16 protein-coding genes are annotated in these 18,034 nt (G+C 60.9%); 7 read left to right on the top strand and 9 right to left on the bottom strand.

Annotated elements, in window-relative coordinates:
* Nucleotides 1-39: 39 nt before the first annotated feature.
* The 9 genes from QM712_RS04615 to QM712_RS04655 form a co-directional block, all read right to left on the bottom strand.
* Nucleotides 40-387, bottom strand: coding sequence for a hypothetical protein (locus QM712_RS04615; protein ID WP_415021863.1), 348 nt, complete (start codon nucleotides 385-387; stop codon nucleotides 40-42).
* On the bottom strand, nucleotides 384-1,718 hold the full coding sequence (locus tag QM712_RS04620) for an acyclic terpene utilization AtuA family protein (protein WP_415021864.1): 1,335 nt from the start codon (nucleotides 1,716-1,718) through the stop codon (nucleotides 384-386). The genes QM712_RS04615 and QM712_RS04620 overlap by 4 nt, the downstream gene beginning before the upstream one ends.
* 37 nt (nucleotides 1,719-1,755) lie before the next feature.
* Nucleotides 1,756-2,577: an N-acyl homoserine lactonase family protein gene (locus QM712_RS04625; RefSeq protein ID WP_415021865.1), complete on the bottom strand. Its 822-nt coding sequence runs from the start codon at nucleotides 2,575-2,577 to the stop codon at nucleotides 1,756-1,758.
* 58 nt (nucleotides 2,578-2,635) lie between these two features.
* Nucleotides 2,636-3,385, bottom strand: coding sequence for an SDR family NAD(P)-dependent oxidoreductase (locus QM712_RS04630; RefSeq protein ID WP_415021866.1), 750 nt, complete (start codon nucleotides 3,383-3,385; stop codon nucleotides 2,636-2,638).
* Between the two features lie 33 nt (nucleotides 3,386-3,418).
* Complete coding sequence (gene hisD / locus QM712_RS04635) at nucleotides 3,419-4,723, bottom strand: histidinol dehydrogenase (protein WP_415021867.1); 1,305 nt, start codon at nucleotides 4,721-4,723, stop codon at nucleotides 3,419-3,421.
* A 96-nt stretch (nucleotides 4,724-4,819) separates the two neighbouring features.
* A complete protein-coding gene (locus tag QM712_RS04640; protein ID WP_415021868.1) occupies nucleotides 4,820-5,728 on the bottom strand; it encodes an SMP-30/gluconolactonase/LRE family protein in 909 nt (302 codons plus the stop codon).
* Nucleotides 5,729-5,766: 38 nt separating this feature from the next.
* Nucleotides 5,767-6,087, bottom strand: a complete 321-nt coding sequence (locus QM712_RS04645) for a hypothetical protein (protein WP_415021869.1) — start codon at nucleotides 6,085-6,087, stop codon at nucleotides 5,767-5,769.
* Between the two features lie 9 nt (nucleotides 6,088-6,096).
* Nucleotides 6,097-7,431 (bottom strand): acyclic terpene utilization AtuA family protein, encoded by a 1,335-nt coding sequence (locus QM712_RS04650; protein WP_415022045.1) that lies wholly within the window; start codon nucleotides 7,429-7,431, stop codon nucleotides 6,097-6,099.
* Nucleotides 7,432-7,599: 168 nt separating this feature from the next.
* Complete coding sequence (locus QM712_RS04655) at nucleotides 7,600-8,625, bottom strand: LacI family DNA-binding transcriptional regulator (protein WP_415021870.1); 1,026 nt, start codon at nucleotides 8,623-8,625, stop codon at nucleotides 7,600-7,602.
* A 250-nt stretch (nucleotides 8,626-8,875) separates the two neighbouring features.
* Here QM712_RS04655 and QM712_RS04660 point away from each other — a divergent pair, with 250 nt between their 5' ends.
* From QM712_RS04660 to QM712_RS04690, 7 genes are all read left to right on the top strand, one after another.
* Nucleotides 8,876-10,063, top strand: a complete 1,188-nt coding sequence (locus QM712_RS04660) for an ABC transporter substrate-binding protein (RefSeq protein ID WP_415021871.1) — start codon at nucleotides 8,876-8,878, stop codon at nucleotides 10,061-10,063.
* A 66-nt stretch (nucleotides 10,064-10,129) separates the two neighbouring features.
* Complete coding sequence (locus tag QM712_RS04665) at nucleotides 10,130-11,047, top strand: branched-chain amino acid ABC transporter permease (protein WP_415021872.1); 918 nt, start codon at nucleotides 10,130-10,132, stop codon at nucleotides 11,045-11,047.
* A complete protein-coding gene (locus QM712_RS04670; protein WP_415021873.1) occupies nucleotides 11,044-12,858 on the top strand; it encodes an ABC transporter permease subunit in 1,815 nt (604 codons plus the stop codon). The genes QM712_RS04665 and QM712_RS04670 overlap by 4 nt, the downstream gene beginning before the upstream one ends.
* A 1-nt stretch (nucleotide 12,859) precedes the next feature.
* Nucleotides 12,860-13,570 (top strand): ABC transporter ATP-binding protein, encoded by a 711-nt coding sequence (locus QM712_RS04675; protein WP_415021874.1) that lies wholly within the window; start codon nucleotides 12,860-12,862, stop codon nucleotides 13,568-13,570.
* Nucleotides 13,571-13,627: 57 nt separating this feature from the next.
* Nucleotides 13,628-13,981, top strand: a complete 354-nt coding sequence (locus tag QM712_RS04680) for a hypothetical protein (protein ID WP_415021875.1) — start codon at nucleotides 13,628-13,630, stop codon at nucleotides 13,979-13,981.
* Nucleotides 13,981-15,333: an acyclic terpene utilization AtuA family protein gene (locus QM712_RS04685; protein ID WP_415022046.1), complete on the top strand. Its 1,353-nt coding sequence runs from the start codon at nucleotides 13,981-13,983 to the stop codon at nucleotides 15,331-15,333. Before QM712_RS04680 ends, QM712_RS04685 begins: the two co-directional genes overlap by 1 nt.
* Before the next feature lie 16 nt (nucleotides 15,334-15,349).
* Nucleotides 15,350-17,284 (top strand): propionyl-CoA synthetase, encoded by a 1,935-nt coding sequence (locus tag QM712_RS04690; protein ID WP_415021876.1) that lies wholly within the window; start codon nucleotides 15,350-15,352, stop codon nucleotides 17,282-17,284.
* Nucleotides 17,285-18,034: the final 750 nt, after the last annotated feature.

The following is an 18,034-nucleotide window of genomic DNA, read 5'->3' on the forward strand; positions in this document are numbered from 1 at the left end:
ACCATGAATCGAGCATAGGAAGTCCAAAACGAATCTTGGTCAGGTCAGCACGACGGGATCGTTCAGTAGTTCGATCTCAACTTCAAGGGCAAGCAGGAGGAAGCTGAAAGACTTGCCATGCGTGTCAAGATTTAGCGAGCTATTCACGCCGCCTTCCAGAGCGTCGTGAAGAACAAAATTGAGACCATGCAACTCGTCTACTGCGTGCCGTTCAACTTTCCCTTGAAATAGACGTGGATAGGCATTCTTCACACGTTCGGCAGTGAGTTGAGCCTTTACGTCGGCGTAATGACGCGGATCGTAGACCCATACGCCGATGCTTGAAATGTTGCCCTTGTCGCCGGCTCGAGCGGAAGCGATCTGGCGCAGCGGTGCTTTTACTTTCATGTAGAGAACACCTCGAAGGTTGGTTTGACCGCGGCGCGACCGACGAATGCGGCGTGAGTGATCACTGACGGCGTTATGGTGCCGCGGTAGCCGCCGCCGCCGGCAGGGCCGTTGTTGAGCAGGGCCTCAACTTCGTAGAGCAGTACCTCCGCAGTTTCGCGGTCGAAGCTGCGGAGCGCTCCTCGCACACGGACATCCTCGAGTTCGCGCGCGGCGGATGCGGTTGCGGAGCCGTGAAGAGAGTTTTGTCCTATCAGGTCAAGCCGAAGTTCTTCCTTTCGGCCGTGTAGGTTCTCCATGCGCTCGCGGATGATCTGAGCCGCGAGTCGTCCGCGGTCGACGGCACCCGGTCCGGCGTAACTGATGCCGACTTCAGCCAAATACCCGCCGTCAAATCCGACAGTGACCTTTAAAGTGTCAGGTCGGGGCTGACCGGTAGCGCCATGGACAGCGACGCGATCTGGGCCCGCAGCACTCACCTTTACAGATGCAAAGTTGGCGACCACATCGGGCGTCTTGTACCCCTTAGGATCGTGTACTTCGTAGAACAGCTGTTCCTTGACGATGTGCGGGATCATAACGCCGCCCGTGTCTGGCAACTTGGTAATAATAGCCGATCCGTCCGGTTCGACCTCAGCCAGCGGGAACCCAATATAGGCCAGATCCGGAACCGATTTGTAACCGGGATCGGCGAAATACCCTCCTGTGACGAGTCCTCCGCATTCGAGCACGTGACCGATGAGCGTTGCCTGCGCCATCTCTTGCCAGTTGTCGAAGCGCCAGCCGAATTCATGCGCTAAGGGGGCCACAACAAGAGACGGATCGGCTACCCTTCCGGTGAGAACGATGGCAGGATCCTCGTCCAGCGCCTGGCCGATGATGTCCGCGCCGAGATAGGCATTGGCTGAGATCATGTGAAGTCCCGTCTCGCCGATGGTCTTGCCGAGTTCGGGAAGCATGGTGTCCTTGCTGATGAGATCGGCGACGTCATCGCCCTTGACCACGGCGACCTTGAAGCCGCCGAGGCCAAGCTTTCTAGCGACATCGAGGGTCACTTGGGCTGCCCGTTCCGGGTTTGCGACGCCCATGTTGGTCACGATGCGCGTTTTGTTGGCGCAGCAATCCGGAAGAACCGCTTCAAGACGCTTTACGAGATAGTTGTTGAATCCCGCATTGGGATTTTGGCGGCGCGCCAGCTGTCCGAGTGCAAGCGTGCGTTCCGCCATGCATTCGAAGATAAGGTAATCCAGTCGTCCGCGGGCTGCGAGATCTTTCGCAGGATCGATACGGTCACCGGCGAAGCCGGCACCGCAGCCAATTCTCACCGTCACGTCAGAATCCTCCGGTCTTGCGGTTCATGTTCACGGTTCATCGCGACGGCGGAAGCGGTTGGGGCGGAACGTCGAGACGGATCACGAAGTCCTTGAGCTCCGGACGGGCAGCGGGATATTTCTTCAGGACGAGAGGATCGTGGCCGGGGACGATATGATCGTCGGAGTCGGCGAGCTGCCGGACCTTCTCGTGGGCGCGCAGCATATCTGACATGTTGTATGCGACGGTGAACGGGATGCTGCGTTCATATTCCTCGTAGTAGTGAAGAGCGTCGGACGCCAGAACGACCCATCCACGTTCGGTCTTCACGCGTATGATCTCTTGCCCGGCGCAATGGCCGCCGACGAGATGCAGCGAGACGCCAGGGGCGATGTCCAGGTCGGGACCATGCAGCGTGACCCGATCCTCATAGAGATAGTTGATGACGCGGCCGATCTCGTCGGCCGAATAGGGGCGCCTGAAGTAGTAGTAGCGCATGTCTGGCCCGGTTGCGAACTCGAGCTCTACTTTCTGAACGTAGAAATGGGCTGCGGGATATTGATCGATATTGCCGATATGGTCGAAATGGAGATGGGACAAGATCACTGTCTGCGCGCTTTCCGGTGCCAGTCCCAAGGCGCGAAGGCCGTCTGCGGGCTCACGCAGGAAGACATGGCCATGCCGCTCCGCCTTTAGCCGGCTCATGCCGGTATCGATGACGATCTGCCGGTCGGGCGCCACCAATACCCAGGAAAAAAAATCCATAGCGTGGGGACTGGTCGGGTTCGGGTCGATAATGAAGTTCTGGTTTCGGATACGTTGTGGCGCACTGGTGGCGTAGCGTATCGCGTAGATTTCGTAAGTGTTGGAACTTGGCATGTTCCCGGGTTTCCCTAGTTGAGCGAGTTTTTTGATTGTATCAGGCAAAACAGTGCCGCTATTCCGCGGTCCATCCTCCGTCGATCACGAGCGAAGCGCCAGTCATCAGAGACGATGCATCGGATGCAAGGAAGAGGAAGCCGCCAGCAAGATCGTCAACCGTTCCCAACCGGCCGAGCTTGATCTTGGATAGTACGCTGGCGCGAAATTGAGAGTCAGCAAAGAAGGGCGCTGTCATCGGGGTTTCGATGAAAGTGGGGCAGATCGTGTTGATCCTGATACGTGCGGATGCAAGCTCGACGGCCAGCGCCTTGGTCAGTCCTTCCAGCGCCCACTTCGAGGCACAATAGATCGTGCGGTTGCTTGCGCCCACGTGTCCCATCTGCGACGAGACGTTTATTATGGATCCACTCATGCCGGACGCGATGAGGCGGCGAGCGACTGCCTGTGTGACGAAATAGCTTGCCCTGACATTCAGCCCCATCACCAGATCGAAGCGGTCAGGACTCACGTCGACGAAAGGCCCTGGGACGTTGGTGCCGGCACTGTTGACGAGGATCTGATACGGCAGGGATCGCGCGACATGATCGGCAACGGCCGCGACGTCCGTAACGTCGAGGCAGAGGCCTTCCGCGATCCCGTCGCTCGTGTTGATGGCTTCGGCTGCGGCAGCCACGTCATCCGCGCGGCGCGCGACGATCGTGACATGGGCGCCGGCCGCCGCCAGCACGCGAGCTGCTCCGAGACCAATTCCCTTGCTGCCTCCGGTCACCAGCGCGCGGCGACCGGAAAGATCGAAATTGGGCAATGCCGATAGGCTCATCGTCACGTCCTGTCGCGTCTACTCCGCCGCAGCGGCGTAAGGAACATTGCGTCCGCCAAACCGGCGGACGCGGATATTCGCCTGCTCCGCATGCCCCGAAAATCCTTCCAGGATGCAGAGCCGCGAGCAAACCTCGCCGATCCGAGCGGAAGCTTCGTCCGTCGTGACGCGCTGGTAGGTGACGTTCTTGAGAAACTTCCCAACCCACAGGCCGCCCGTATAGCGGGCCGCCTTCTTCGTCGGCAGCGTATGGTTCGTTCCGATGACCTTGTCGCCGAAGGCGACGTTGGTTCGCGGGCCGAGGAAGAGTGCGCCGTAATTTGTCATGTTGTTCAGGAAGTATTGAGGGTCTTTGGTCATAACCTGAACGTGTTCGGAGGCGATGCGATTGGCTTCGACGATCATCTCCTCGTAGCTATCGCACACGATCACCTCGCCGTAATCTTGCCAAGCTTGTGCGGCGACCTTGGCCGTCGGCAAGATCGTCAATAGCCTCTCGATCTCGGCCACAGTCTCGCGCGCGAGACGCTCCGAGTTCGTGAGAAGGACGGCCGGCGAGGTCGGTCCGTGTTCCGCTTGCCCGAGCAAATCAGTCGCACACATCTCGGCGTCGACACTCTCGTCGGCGATGACGAGGGTCTCGGTCGGTCCCGCAAAGAGATCGATCCCTACCCGGCCGAACAGCTGACGCTTCGCTTCGGCAACATACGCGTTGCCGGGGCCGACCAGCATGTCAACCGGTTCACATCCCACGCCGAATGCCATTGCACCGACGGCCTGAATGCCGCCGAGACACAGAATCACATCGGCGCCCGCGAGATGCTGCGCCGCGACAATTGCCGGCGCAGGTTTCCCCTTGAAGGGCGGAGCCGAGGTGACGATGTGCGGCACGCCCGCAACCCGCGCTGTCACGACCGACATGTGGGCAGAGGCAAGAAGGGGGTATTCGCCACCCGGCACATAGCATCCGACGCTTTGAATGGGGATATTCTTGTGCCCGAGGAAGACGCCGGGAAGCGTCTCGACCTCGATGTCCTTTATCGAGGCGCGCTGATGCTGCGCGAAGTTACGGATCTGCTCCTGGGCGAACTTGATGTCCTCGATGTCCCGCTTCGAGAGCTGGGCCATGCACTCCTTGATCTCGGCCTCGGTGAGGCGGTAGTCCTTGCGATCCCAGCCGTCGAACTTGATGGACAGCTCCCGGATGGCGTCGTCGCCCCGGGCTTCGATGTCTGCCAAGATCTGTTCAACCGCATGACGCACCTTCTGATCTGCGGAAGAACGTTCCTGTTCGCCAGCACCGCGCTTCAACCACTGCACCACTACAAAGTCTCCTACCAGGCTAAGGCGACACCGAGTCGCGTTTGTATCGAAGTTTCTCATTAGGGGATCGAGCGGCGATGGGATCGCCGCGATATTTCAGAAATTTAACGCGAGGCCGGCGCGTGGCCAGTCGACGGCGATCAGCTTGCCGGTCGTGGATTGCGTCACGAAGGCCGTCTTGAGGTCGTCACCGCCGAAGCAGAGATTGGTCGTGTGCGGATCGGGCAGCTTGACCTGCTCGACGAGCCGGCCTTCGGGCGAGAACACCGAGACGTGCCCGGTGACGAGCGTCGCGACGCAGACGTTGCCCGTCTGCTCTACAGCCATGCTGTCGAACCGTTGGTAGCCGCCCAGGCCGTGGACCAGCGTTCCGCCGTTCGGTGAGGGTGCGCCGAGCTGGTCGAGTACTCCCGGCGCCTTGATAGGATACGACCAGAGCCGGGACGTCTCGGTCTCGGCGACGTAGAGGAGGGTTTGGTCGGGCGACAGGCCGACGCCGTTCGGATTGGCGATCGGATGGATCACTTCACGGATCGTCTTGCCGTCGATGCTCGCGTAGAACACGCTGCCAACATCCCGGACGCGGCCCATGTTCTTGCCGAAATCGGTGAAGTAAAAGCCGCCGTACTTGTCGAAAACAATGTCGTTCGGGCCGCGAAGCTGAACGTCTCCGCAATGCGTGTAAAGCGTTTTCACCGCTCCGCTCGCGAGATCGACGCGCTGGATCGATCCGCCCACATAGTTACTGGGAAGCCCGTGCTGGGCCAGGAGTCTGCCCTCGACGTTACTGAAATTCAGGCCGCCATTGTTACAGACATAGAGAGCGCCGTCCGGGCCGAGTGCGGCCCCGTTTGGACCGCCTCCGAGCTCGGCCACGACGGTGGTGCCGTCGCCGGGCGAGATGCGGCTGATCCGTCCGCCCGCTATCTCGGAAACCAGGATCGAGCCGTCCGGCATTGCCACCGGCCCTTCAGGAAATTGAAGACCTTCTGCGATGACGCGCACGAACTTCCTCTCGCTGTGTTGTGTTATCTCGGCCCGGCTCAGATGGACGTCTCGATCTGCATCGCGAGCAGATGAAACGACAGGGCCTTGCCGTGCATGTCCAGATTCAGGGACTGATTGACGCCGCCGTCGAGGACATCGTCGATGACGAAGTTCATCCCGCCAAGCTTAGGCAGCAGATACCGTTTAACCATGCTGGGATGGCGGAAGGAAAAATGCTTGGTGACGCGCTCCTCCGTGACTTCCCGAACCAACAGTTCGTAGTCGTCCGCCTTGTAGGCGAACAGGGAGATGCTGCTTCGTTCGCCTTTGTCCCCTGTCCGGGCGTGGGCGTAGTCGTAGAGTGTTGCTTGTGCCATGGAGGGTCCTCAGGTCGCGTAGAAGGAACAATGCGCGGGCACCAGATCCCGCGGAATCAGGCAGGAACTCATGCTCAGGCGGGAGCGCTTGAAACCCCGTGCTCCGCCGCCGCCAGCGGGACCGCAGGTCCACAGCGAAACCACTTCGGCGATGAGGTCTTCGATCGGCGCTAGTTCGTCGTCCTTGGCGGCAACCCTCAGACGAACGTCCTTGCTGCCGCTGTCGGGCGTTTTCGCCAGAACGTCGTTATCGTCGCCGTCGAAGAGGCTGGTCACGCCGATCAGGTCGAAGCGCAGCTTGAGCCGGTTTCCGAGCCGCTTGCGCAGGATATCCATCGCCAGTCGGGCGCGCGCTTCCGCGTTGGGGCCGGCATAGGAGATCTCGCCTTCCCCGAGCCAGCCACCCTTGAAGAACGCGTTGACTTTCAGCGTTTCAGGCCGGCCGCGTCCCTTCACGCCGGTGATCAAGACCTTGTCGGGGCCGACTTCCTTGATCTCGACGTCGCTGAGATCGACCCTGACGTCGGGAGTCAGGTAATCGAAGGGATCGTGGACTTCATAGAGCAGTTGCTCTTTGACGGTCATCGCGTTGACGATGCCGCCGGTATCGTCGGCCTTGGTCACGATGCTGTCGCCTTCCGGAGTGATCTCGACGATCGGAAAGCCGACGCGGTCGAGATCGGGCACGTCCTTAGGACCGGGGTCGGCGTAGTATCCGCCCGTGACCTGTGCGCCGCATTCGAGAATGTGCCCCGCCATCGTGCCACCGGCCAGCTTGTCCCAGTCGTCGCGCTTCCATCCGTAGTGTGCGATCGCCGGCCCGAGGGTCAGCGAGGCATCGGCAACGCGGCCGGTCACGACGATCTGCGCGCCGCCGCGGATCCCTTCCGCGATCTCGAACGCCCCCTGATAAACGTTGGCGCAGACGAACCGACTTTCAGAAAAGTCTTTGCCCAGCTGTTCCCTGAGCATCTGCCGGTGAGCGTGGTCTGAGAGATCGTCTCCCCCGATGACGGCGATGCGCGGAGCGGGGAGGCCCGCCTGTTCGGCAAGGTGCGTCAGCATCGCAGCGGCACCCTTGGGGTTGGCCGCGCCGAAATTGCCGACGATCGTGATTCCGTTGGCGAGACACTTTTCTAGGATCGGGCTGATATGCGCCGCCAGCGTTGGCTCATAGCCTCGGTCCGGGTTGTCCAGCCGGTCGAGATGTGCAGCGGCCAGCGTTCGCTCTGCGAGCATCTCGAAAATGATCGCGGCGGGCGCTCTCCTCGCGATGAGCGTGTCCACGACCGGAACGGCCGCTCCGACCCGGTCCTGAGAGAACCCCGCTCCGCAGCCAACCATCAGATTTGTCAAAGGTTGTCCTCCAAACGATCTGTGCGGTCAATTTGAGCGCTGAGGCGCCGCACCTTGTTTTGATGTTGCAATCGTATGCAAAGCGATTTCGGGTGTCAACTCGTGATGGGATCGCGATCGGCTTGGCGGCGCTTGTCGTTTCAATCTGCCGGTGAATCAGGCGCGATCGCTGGGTCTTCTTGCCGAAGAGCCGATGACGAGATCGCCGTCGAGGACGACGTGGCGGCAGACCTTTTTGTCTCCCCGAATCTGCCCGAGCAGCAGTTCGACGGTGGCGTCTGCCATCCCGTCGACGGGCTGTTCGACCGTGGTGAGGTCATAGCTGGGCCACCTCGCGGGGCCGGCATTGTCGTATCCGACGATAGAGATATCGCGCGGAATTCTCAGCCCGAATTCGTGTCGCGCCACGTCCATGACCGCGAAGGCCATGTGATCGTTCGCGCAAAAGATCGCATCCGGGCGCTCCCGCAACATGAGCAGTTCTCGCGCCGCGCGCGCTGCGGAGTCGAGCGAATATTCGCCGTAGGCCACTATCGGCTCGGGCAGGCCGGACGACGCGAGGACGCTGCACAGCCCGGCCAGGCGATCCCGGTTTGTCGACGAGTTGTGGATTCCTGCGATATAGCCGATGCGGCGGTGGCCTCCGGCGATCAGGTATTCGGCAAGCAGTCGTCCTCCCCGCTCGTTGTTGCTCACGACACTGCAGACCGTGTCGCTGGCCGTCGTTCGATTGATCAGCACGACAGGAATTTGCGAACGCGTGCAGATCTCCGCGAGTTCGGACGACAGCGTCGTGGAAGCCAGGATCAGTCCGTCCACTTGATACTGGACAACCTGTTCGGCAACGGGGTCGGTGTCGCGGTTACCGAAGTTGGTGAACAGCAGCACCTGATAATCATGATCGCGCAGGCGCGACACCAGCTTTTCAAGCAGGGCGGGATAGAACTGGTTGTCGAGATACGACATCACGACGCCGACTATTCCCGACTTGTTCGTGATGAGCGAGCGGGCCAGCGCATTCGGCCTATAGCCGAGCTTGGCCGCCGCGCGCATGATCTTGGCCTTGGTCGTCGGCGAGACGCTCGCGCCGGGCGTAAAGGTGCGCGAGACGGCAGACTGCGAGACGCCGGCGATCTTTGCCACCATCCGCGCATTCACGCTCCCTTTCCGGTCTTTCGTCATGTGTCCGGCTACTTCCGAAGGGCGCGTCTTTGCTGAAGAACGCGGCGGGGGACTGAAATGAGAGGCGAAATAGTGACCTGCGACAGAGAACGTGTCGAATTGCCTCAGGTAAATGCCTCCCCAGACTATAGAACGACCCCGCGGGATCAAGTTGCGATGCAACGAAAAGCACAGGACCTTGACGCGGGACAAATTTTGCATACGATTGCAAAGATAACAAGCCGACTTACATCAAAGGAGGATACTGGACGTGAATCGCTTTCGAACCCTTTTTCTGCTGGCTGCCGCTGTATGCGTGGGGTCGTCGCAATCATCTGCGCAAGAGTCCATCAAGGTCGGCTTCAACTGCGATATCTCGGCATCGCCCTCAGCGCTGGTGGGGCAAGCCGGTCTAGCCGGCATCAAGGCGGCCTTCGACGACGTGAATGCCAAGGGCGGGGTTCTCGGGCGCAAGCTCGAATTGGTCGTTCGCGACGATCTCGGGCAGCCCCAGACCGCCATTCAGAACGCGGTCGAACTCGTCGAGAATGAACGCGTTGTGGCGATGCTCGGAGGCGTAAACTCGGGTAACGTCGTCGCCTGGAAGAATATTGTCGACCAGAAAAAGGTGCCGACGATCATCTCGATGGCGACCGGGACGGATGTGACGACCTTCGACGGTCCGGCTGAGGGCAACTACATGTATCGCGTCTCTCTGGTCGATCGGGAGAATGCGCAGGGTATTCTCAAATACGTCGGCGGCAACCCGGAGTCCAAGAAGGTCGGTTTCTTGGTCGAGACTACCGGCTATGGGCTTGGAGCGCTCGCTGACCTGCAGAAGTTCGCGCCGGACTACAAGGTGAAGCCGATCCTGGTCGAGAAGTTCGGTGTTGCCGATACGGATGTGACCTCGCAGCTCAACAAGATGAGGTCGGCCGGTGTCGATACCATCGTGCTATGGACGCAGGCCGGACCCATGGCGCAGGTGTTTCGTAGCATGGAGAAGCTGAACTATTTCCCGTTGACGCTGACGTCCTGGGTCGCCGATCAGGCGCCCTTCGTCAAGGCTGCGGGGCCAAAGCTTGCCGAGAAGCCCATCTTCATGCGCACCCGCGCAGGTGGCCCGATGAACTCCGACATGAGCGCGCTGTTCGAGCGGATTAAGTCGCAGACCACGCTCGGCGAGCCGCCCATCGCGCAGGCGTCCCACTCGTACGACGCCGCGATGCTTCTGGTAAAGGCGATCGAGCAGGCGGGGAAGACCGATGGGGCGGCGATCAAGGCCGCGCTCGAGAATCTCGAAAAGCCCTACAAGGGCTTGATGAAGACCTACGACAAGCCCTATTCGGCGACGAAGCACGAGGGGCTAGGCGCCCAGGATTATCATTGGGTCCGCTGGAAGGGTGATGATGTGCAGCCCTACAACGACAGTGTCATCGAGAAGATCGCAAGCAAGTAACCGGGGAATGCGCCGGTCCACCCGTTCGCGGTGGGCCGGCTCTTTCCGGTTCTCCCAGGGAGTGTCATGTTAATCGTTCTCCTGCAGGCCGTCCTCAGCGGCGCGGCATCCGGCGCGGTATATGCATTGATGGCGCTGGGATTCAGCATCACGTTCACCACGACGCGTACTCTCAACTTTTCCCACGGCGAATTCCTGTCGACCGGGGCGTTCATATACGTCGCGAGCCTAGTCCTGATGTCGGGCGGAACCAATCTCTCCCTTCCGAGCGTCGAGGCGACGGCTTGGCAGGAGATGATCGGAATCGGGCTCGTGATCGTCTTGATGACGGCGATCGGCTTTCTGCTCTATCTCGCCGGCATCCGCCCATTCGTCGGAAAGCCCGGATTAGCGTGGGTTGTCAGCACGCTCGGCTTCGGAATCATCCTGCAGAGCATCATGCTCGCGCTCTGGGGGCCCGGAAGCGTGATAGTGCCGGCGCCCGTCGGAGACGACCTGACGGATATCTTTGGCGCCATGATCCGGCGCCAGGAGCTTTTGGTCCTCGTAGCATCGATTGCGATATTTCTCATCGTCGACGTCGTCATGCGCCGATCGCTGATCGGCAAGGTGATGCGCGCCGTCGCGCTCAACCCGTCGGTCGCGTCGCTGATGGGAATCGGCGTCACCTCGGTGATGATGTGGTCGTTCGCGGTCAGCTCGGCACTGGCGGGCCTCAGCGGTGTCCTGATCGCTCCGATCGCATCTGCCTCGGCTTATCTCGGTCTTGCCTTCGGCATGAAGGGCTTCTCGGCTGCGATCGTCGGAGGGCTCACCAGCCCCCGGGGGTGCATCCTCGGAGGCTTTGCCATCGGAATCCTCGAATCCGTGGTCAATCTTTGGGACGCTTCGTGGAAAGAGGTCGTGATCTTCGCACTCGTGATTATGGTGCTGGTCGTTCGCCCGTCGGGACTTCTCGGCCAAGTGGTGGTTGAAAAGACATGAAGTTTGTTCGTATCCATGGATTGGCGATCCTGGCGGGCGCCGTCGGCATTCTCTTCGTCGAGCTGGCGCCGAACGCCTATTACGTCCGCATCATCTTTATGGCCGGCATCTACTTCCTTTGCGCAGCCGGAATGAACGTATTGGTCGGATATGCCGGGCAGAAATCGCTCGGCCAAGCCGGTCTCTTCGCTGTCGGCGCCTATTCCGTCGCCCTGCTGACGACGAGCTTTGCCTGGAATCCGTGGCTCGCGCTGACGGCCGCGACGGTGCTTTCGGGATGCTTCGGCGTTCTGATCGCGCTGCCGTCACTGCGGGTGAAGGGGCCGTATCTCGCCATGGTCACCCTGGCCTTCGGCCTCGTCATCGAGCGTGTCGTGACCGAGCATACGGAAACATTCGGAGGACCGCAGGGCATCTATGCGATCAAGCCTCTCACATTGTCGTCCGTGCCGCTCACCAAGGTTCAGCTTGCGATCTTCGTGATAGCGTTGTGCGTCGTCACGCACATCCTGCTGAAGAACTTGGTCTCGGGCCGCTTCGGCCGCGCCTTCTACTCGCTGCAGATCGACGAGATCGCTGCAGCGTCGGCCGGAATACGGATCTACCGGTACAAGGTTCTTGCGTTCGTGATCGCCGCCGTGACGTGCGGCCTGGCGGGTGGCCTCGTGGCGCACGAAACGCAGTATATCAACTCCGAGTACTTCTCGTTCAGACTCTCGATCTTCATCCTCCTGCTCGTTTTGTTCGGCGGCCCGGGCCTGACCTATGGCCCGATCCTCGGAGCTGTGATTCTGGTGGCTCTCGATGCCGGCCTGGCAAGATGGCCGTCGCTCCAGCAATTCGTCTATGGCTCGCTTCTGCTCTTCTCGCTCTATCTGATGCCCGGCGGCGTCGGCGGAATGATCCAGACCTTCTTCGAGCGGCATCGAGCCCGCAGAGGGATGCCGAGCGGGAGCTCGCCACCGACGATGAATAGCCTGCCTCGCTTCCGTTCCGATCGATCGGCCGATCAAGAGTTGCTGACGATCCGGAATCTGAGCAAGGCCTATGGCGGCGTCAGGCCGGCGCAGGACGTCAGCTTGAACCTCAAATCCGGCCACATCCACGCGCTGATCGGCCCCAACGGTGCAGGCAAGAGTACGCTGATTAACATGACGACCGGGATCGTACGGTCCGATGTGGGGACGATCTCCTTCCTCGGAGAACGTATCGACGGCGCATCGCCCGCCGAAATCTGCGATCTGGGCATCGCGAGGACATTCCAGAACCTCCGCCTGTTCGCGAACCTCTCCGTCCTGGACAACGTGATGGTCGGTGCCCATTGCCGCATGGGGAACGGCTTCTGGGTTTCGCTGTTCGGGCTACCCAAGGCGAGGCGGGAAGAGGACAAGGCCCGGACCGACGCGGAAAACCTGCTGCGGTCGCTCGGGCTTGCAGATTTCTGCGACAGGCCGGCGACGAGCCTGCCCTACGGGCTCCAGCGGCGCGTCGAACTGGCGCGGAGCCTGGCGTCGCGACCGTCTCTGCTGCTCCTGGACGAGCCGGCGGCCGGACTGAATCCGGCCGAAACGCGCGAGCTGGGCGAACTCCTGGTCGGGATCGCGAGGACAGGCATTACCATCCTGATGGTCGAACATCACATGGACCTCGTGATGAGTGTGTCGGACCATGTGGCCGTTCTCGACTACGGAAAGAAGATCGCCGAGGGCGAACCGCGCCTGATCCAGGCCGATCCGGCGGTCATTGCCGCCTATCTCGGCGTAACCGAGGACGCCAAAGTCGACGAAGAAACTTCAATGGGCGCTGCTTGACATGCTGAAGCTTGAGAACATCTCGATCTTCTACGGGGCCGTCCAGGCCCTGAGAGACGTCAGCCTGAATGTCGCCGAAGGCGAGATCGTCAGCATCATCGGCGCCAACGGAGCGGGCAAGAGCACTCTCCTGAAGGGCATCACCGGACTCGAGCTCCCGAAGACTGGCCGGGTCCTGATAAACGACGCCGACGTCACCTTTATGAAGCCGCATCGCCGCGTCGCACTCAAGGTGGCGATGTCGCCTGAAGGGCGCGGCATCTTCGGCGACCAGACGGTCGCGGACAATCTGGTGCTGGGCGCCTATTCGTGCGGCTATGCGCGCGGCGAACTGCTCGACGCGATGGAGCGGCAGTTCTCGACCTTTCCACGGCTCAAGGAGCGTCGCGATCAATGTGCAGGAACGCTCTCCGGCGGCGAGCAGCAGATGCTGGCGATCGCCCGGGCGCTCATCAGCGGACCCAGGATCCTGCTTCTGGACGAGCCGTCGCTCGGTCTCGCTCCGCTCGTGAGCCGGGAGATATTCAGCCAGTTGAAGGCGTTGAGGAGCAAGGGCCTCACGATCGTGCTGGTCGAGCAGATGGCGAACCAAGCGCTCGCGATCTCCGACCGCGCCTATGTGCTCGAAACGGGGCGGGTCACGATGGAGGGCACGGGACGCGACTTGCTGAAGAATGTCGATATACGCAAGGCCTATCTGGGAATGCACTAGCGCGGTACTGGGCGTGCCATGGCGATACGAAGCGAAAGCGCAACACGAGAGGATATAATGAAAAAGGTGCTGCTCAGGGAGGTCGCGCATTCGCGATCGGGAGAGAAAGGGCGCGACAGCAATGTCTCTGTCATCGCCTACGACATTCGCGACTACGATTTGCTGACGCGGGAAGTGACCGTTGATGCGGTTGGCAAGGTCTTCGGTGCCATTACCAAGGGCAAGATTACTCGCTTCGAGGTGCCGGCGATCGGCGCATTGAACTTCGTCTTCGGTGATATCTTGGAAGGTGGGCGCTCCAGGACGCTGGCCTTCGACGAGTCAGGCAAAGCGTTGTCTTCTCTCATGATGGGCATGTCCATCAACGTACCGGACGGTTATGCTGGGCGTTCCGGAAAGGCGGGTTCGTGATGAAGAAAGTTCGAATTGGTTGTGGATCGTCTTGGTCGCGGGACCGGCTACAGCCGGCGAAGGAATTGGTTCTCAACGGCCAGCTGGACTACATCTGCTTCGATGCGATGTCGGAGGTGACCATGAGCATAGCGCAGGTCGCGCGCGCCAACGACACCCGCATCCCGCCATATGACCCTTACTTGGACGCACGCATGCGTCCGATCCTGAAGGAGTGCGTTGAGCGCGGTGTCCGGATCATCACCAGCGCGGGCTGGATCGATCCGGTCGCAGCCGCGGACAAACTTGTCGAGATCGGCAAGGAACTCGGTATCCCGAAGCTGAAGGTGGCGGCCGTCTCCGGCAGCGTTATCACCGACCGCATCCTTGATCTGGACGTCGATTTCCTCGAGGACGGCAAGCCCGTCAAGGAGTTCCGCGACAGCATCATCTCGGCTGAAGTCTATATGGGTGCGGAAGGCATCGTCAAAGCGATCGCCTCCGGCGCGGATGTGATCGTGACGAGCCGCATCGGCGACGGCTGTCCATATCTAGCGGCACTTGTTCACGAGCTTGGCTGGTCGATGGATGATCACCACGCCGTGGCCAAGGGAATGATCATCGGCCACCTGATGGAGTGCGGTTCGCAGATAACCGGGGGTTGCTTTGCCGATCCGGGATACAAGGACGTCCCGAACATCGCCGATCTCGGTAATCCTATCGTCGAGGTCACCGACGACAAGATCGTTATTTCGATTCTGCCGGACAAGGGCGGAATCGTCTCCCAGGCGACTTGCCAGGAGCAGCTCCTTTACGAGGTTCAGGATCCATCGACCTATATCTGTCCGGACGTCATCGCCGACCTGACGAAAGTTCGCTTCCGCGAGATCGGCGTCAATGAGGTGGAAGTGCTGATTGACGGCGCCGGTCGTCCCCGCACGCCGACCCTGAAGGCTCTGATCGGCCTTCGCGAAGGCTTCGTGGCTGAGGAGATGGTCCTGTTCGCAGGTCCGGGAGCCCTGCAGCGGGCAGAGATGACCAAGGATATCCTCGAGCAACGCCTCAAGATGGCTGGCCTCGATGCCGAAGAGATTAGATGGGACTTCGTTGGCCTCAATGCAGTCCATCGAGAGTCGACTCCGAACATGAAATTCGAACCGAACGAGATCGTTCTTCGTGTGGCGGTCAAAACGAAAACGCGTGACGATGCGCTCAAACTCGGCCTGGAGGTCGATCCGCTGGCAGTGACTGGTGTCTATGGTATCGGCAAGTGGGGAACCCACAGTCCCGGGACCCGCGTAAGGCCCGTCGTGGGTCTCAACTCGGCGCTGGTGGCGCGATCTGAAATCAGCCCAAAAGTCACGATGCGCTAGAGGTCGTTCCGCCACCATGCAGCCAGCCGTCCTCAGTCGTTACGCTGAAGTTCATGCACGTTCGCTCGCTGATCCCGACGGGTTTTGGGCCGAGGCGGCAGGGGAAATCGATTGGATCGAGGCGCCGAAAAAAGTGTTCGATGCCGCGCAGGGCGTCTACGGTCGCTGGTTCACCGGTGGCGTCGTCAACACCTGCTACAACGCGCTCGATCGCCATGTCGAACGCGGCCGCGCCGACCAGGTCGCGCTGATCCATGATTCGCCGCTGACGGGCAGCGTCACCAGATTCACCTATGCCGAATTGCTGAGGGAGGTGCAGGCACTCGCCGCCATCATGCAGGATTTCGGCGTGACCAAGGGTGATCGCGTCATCCTTTACATGCCGATGGTGCCGGAAGCGGTGGTCGCGATGCTGGCCTGCGCGCGCATCGGCGCGGTGCACAGCGTGGTGTTCGGCGGCTTTGCCGCCAAGGAGCTGGCGAGCCGTATCGACGATGCGCAGCCCAAGCTCATTCTCTCCGCGAGCTGCGGCATCGAGCCCGGCCGCATCGTGCAGTACAAGCCCTTGCTCGACGAGGCGATCAGGCTGGCCACCGCGAAGCCGAAGGCCTGCATCGTGCTGCAACGTCCGCAACTAATCTGCGACCTCACGCCGGGCTGTGACCACGATTGGGCGAGCCTGCGCCGCAAGGCGCTGAACGACGGCAAGAGCGCGGCCTGCGTGCCGGTCGCCGCCACCGATCCGCTGTACATTCTCTATACGTCGGGCACGACCGGCATCCCGAAGGGCGTGGTGCGCGACAATGGCGGCCATCTCGTCGCTGTGAAATGGTCGATGTTCAATCTCTACGGCGTCAAGCCGGGAGAGGTCTGGTGGTGCGGCTCCGACATCGGCTGGGTGGTCGGGCACAGCTACATCATCTATGGCCCGCTGCTGCACGGCGCGACCTCGATCATGTACGAGGGCAAGCCGGTCGGCACGCCCGATGCCGGCGCGTTCTGGCGCGTGATCTCCGAGCACAAGGCGGTCGCCTTGTTCACCGCGCCGACCGCGTTCCGCGCGATCCGCAAGGAAGACCCGGACGGCAAGCTGATCCGGCCATACGACCTGTCGAAATTCCGCACGCTGTTCCTCGCCGGCGAGCGCGCTGATCCGCCGACGGTGGAATGGGCGGAGGCGCAGCTGAAGGTGCCGGTGATCGATCATTGGTGGCAGACCGAGACCGGCTGGTGCATCGCAGGCAATCCGGTCGGCCTCGGCATGCTGCCGGTGAAGCACGGTTCGCCGACGGTGCCGATGCCGGGCTATCAGGTCGACGTCGTCGACGAAGCGGCTAAGCCGGTGGGCCCCAACACGATGGGCTCGATCGTCATCAAGCTGCCGATGCCGCCGGGCTGCCTGCCCACGCTGTGGAATCAGGACGCGCGCTTCAAGGAGGCCTATCTCAGCGAATTCCCCGGCTACTACAAGACGTCGGATGCCGGCTACAAGGACGGGGACGGCTACGTCTTCGTCATGGGCCGCACCGACGACATCATCAACGTCGCCGGCCACCGGCTCTCCACCGGGGGCATGGAGGAGATCCTGGCCTCGCATCCGGATGTCGCCGAATGCGCCGTGCTCGGCATCAAGGATGCGATCAAGGGCGAGGTGCCCTGCGGTTTCCTCGTGCTCAAGGCGGGCGTGAAACGCTCGCCCGGCGAGATCGAGAAGGAGATCGTGGCGCTGGTTCGCGACAGGCTCGGTCCCGTCGCCGCCTTCAAGCTCGCCATCACGGTCGGCCGCCTGCCGAAGACACGCTCCGGCAAGATCCTGCGCGGCACCATCAAGAAGATCGCCGACGGCGAGTCCTGGACCATGCCGGCGACCATCGAGGACCCCAAGGTGCTGGACGAGATCGGCGTGGCGCTGCAAGGGAGACTTGAAGGATCTGCGCTGGTTCGCAAGTAAGGGCGAAATCGCCCCGCTCGACAAGGACTAGGCATGATCCCTCAGTTTACTAGGACTCCTTCTTGCCGCGACGGCTGTGCAAGTATCAGACTACCGGGACGGCGTCCTTTCAGATAGTTTCAATTTGAAACCGGAGCGCCATTGCCTGCTCGGCTGAAATGCGACGGCAAAGTTCGAGTGTGGGAACGGTAGTGGCGGCGATCTGGGTCAGCATGTTCTGGTCCAATATCGCCCCATATTCGATCTTTCGAGGCGGCTCTGTTTTTCGCGAATGCTTAGAGTGGACTCATCGCCCGAAAGCCACGGCGCCCCCACCTCCAACGTGGGGATAAGTTCGTTGAAGATGGGCGAAGTTCAAATGGTGGCCAGAGTGCCCGATCCACTTGTTCACCTCGGGATCCAAATCCCGCCTCACCGCCGCGGCCCTTAAACGATAGCGTCAAATAGCGATCACGCGTGTGCACGTTTTGGGGCGCTCGCGGGTGACGGTTCGCTTGCGCGACATTTGCCCCGGCCATATCTTTGTCTGCTTGTACGAACATCATTTATGGACTGACTCGACAAACATTTTTCCCTCTTCGATCTCAAACATTCGCTGTTAGCCGCGCAAAGTTCCCTGTTTTCATCGTAGGAAATTGACGGCGAGCGGCCGTATTGTGCGAGTATTTGGCCAAACCACAGGCTGGAAGATTCGTATTTTCCCTGTAAATTTCCCTGTTTGCAGGGAATTGGCGTGGAGACCAGCGCGAT

This window comes from Bradyrhizobium sp. (assembly GCF_047605465.1).
Classification (GTDB): domain Bacteria; phylum Pseudomonadota; class Alphaproteobacteria; order Rhizobiales; family Xanthobacteraceae; genus Bradyrhizobium.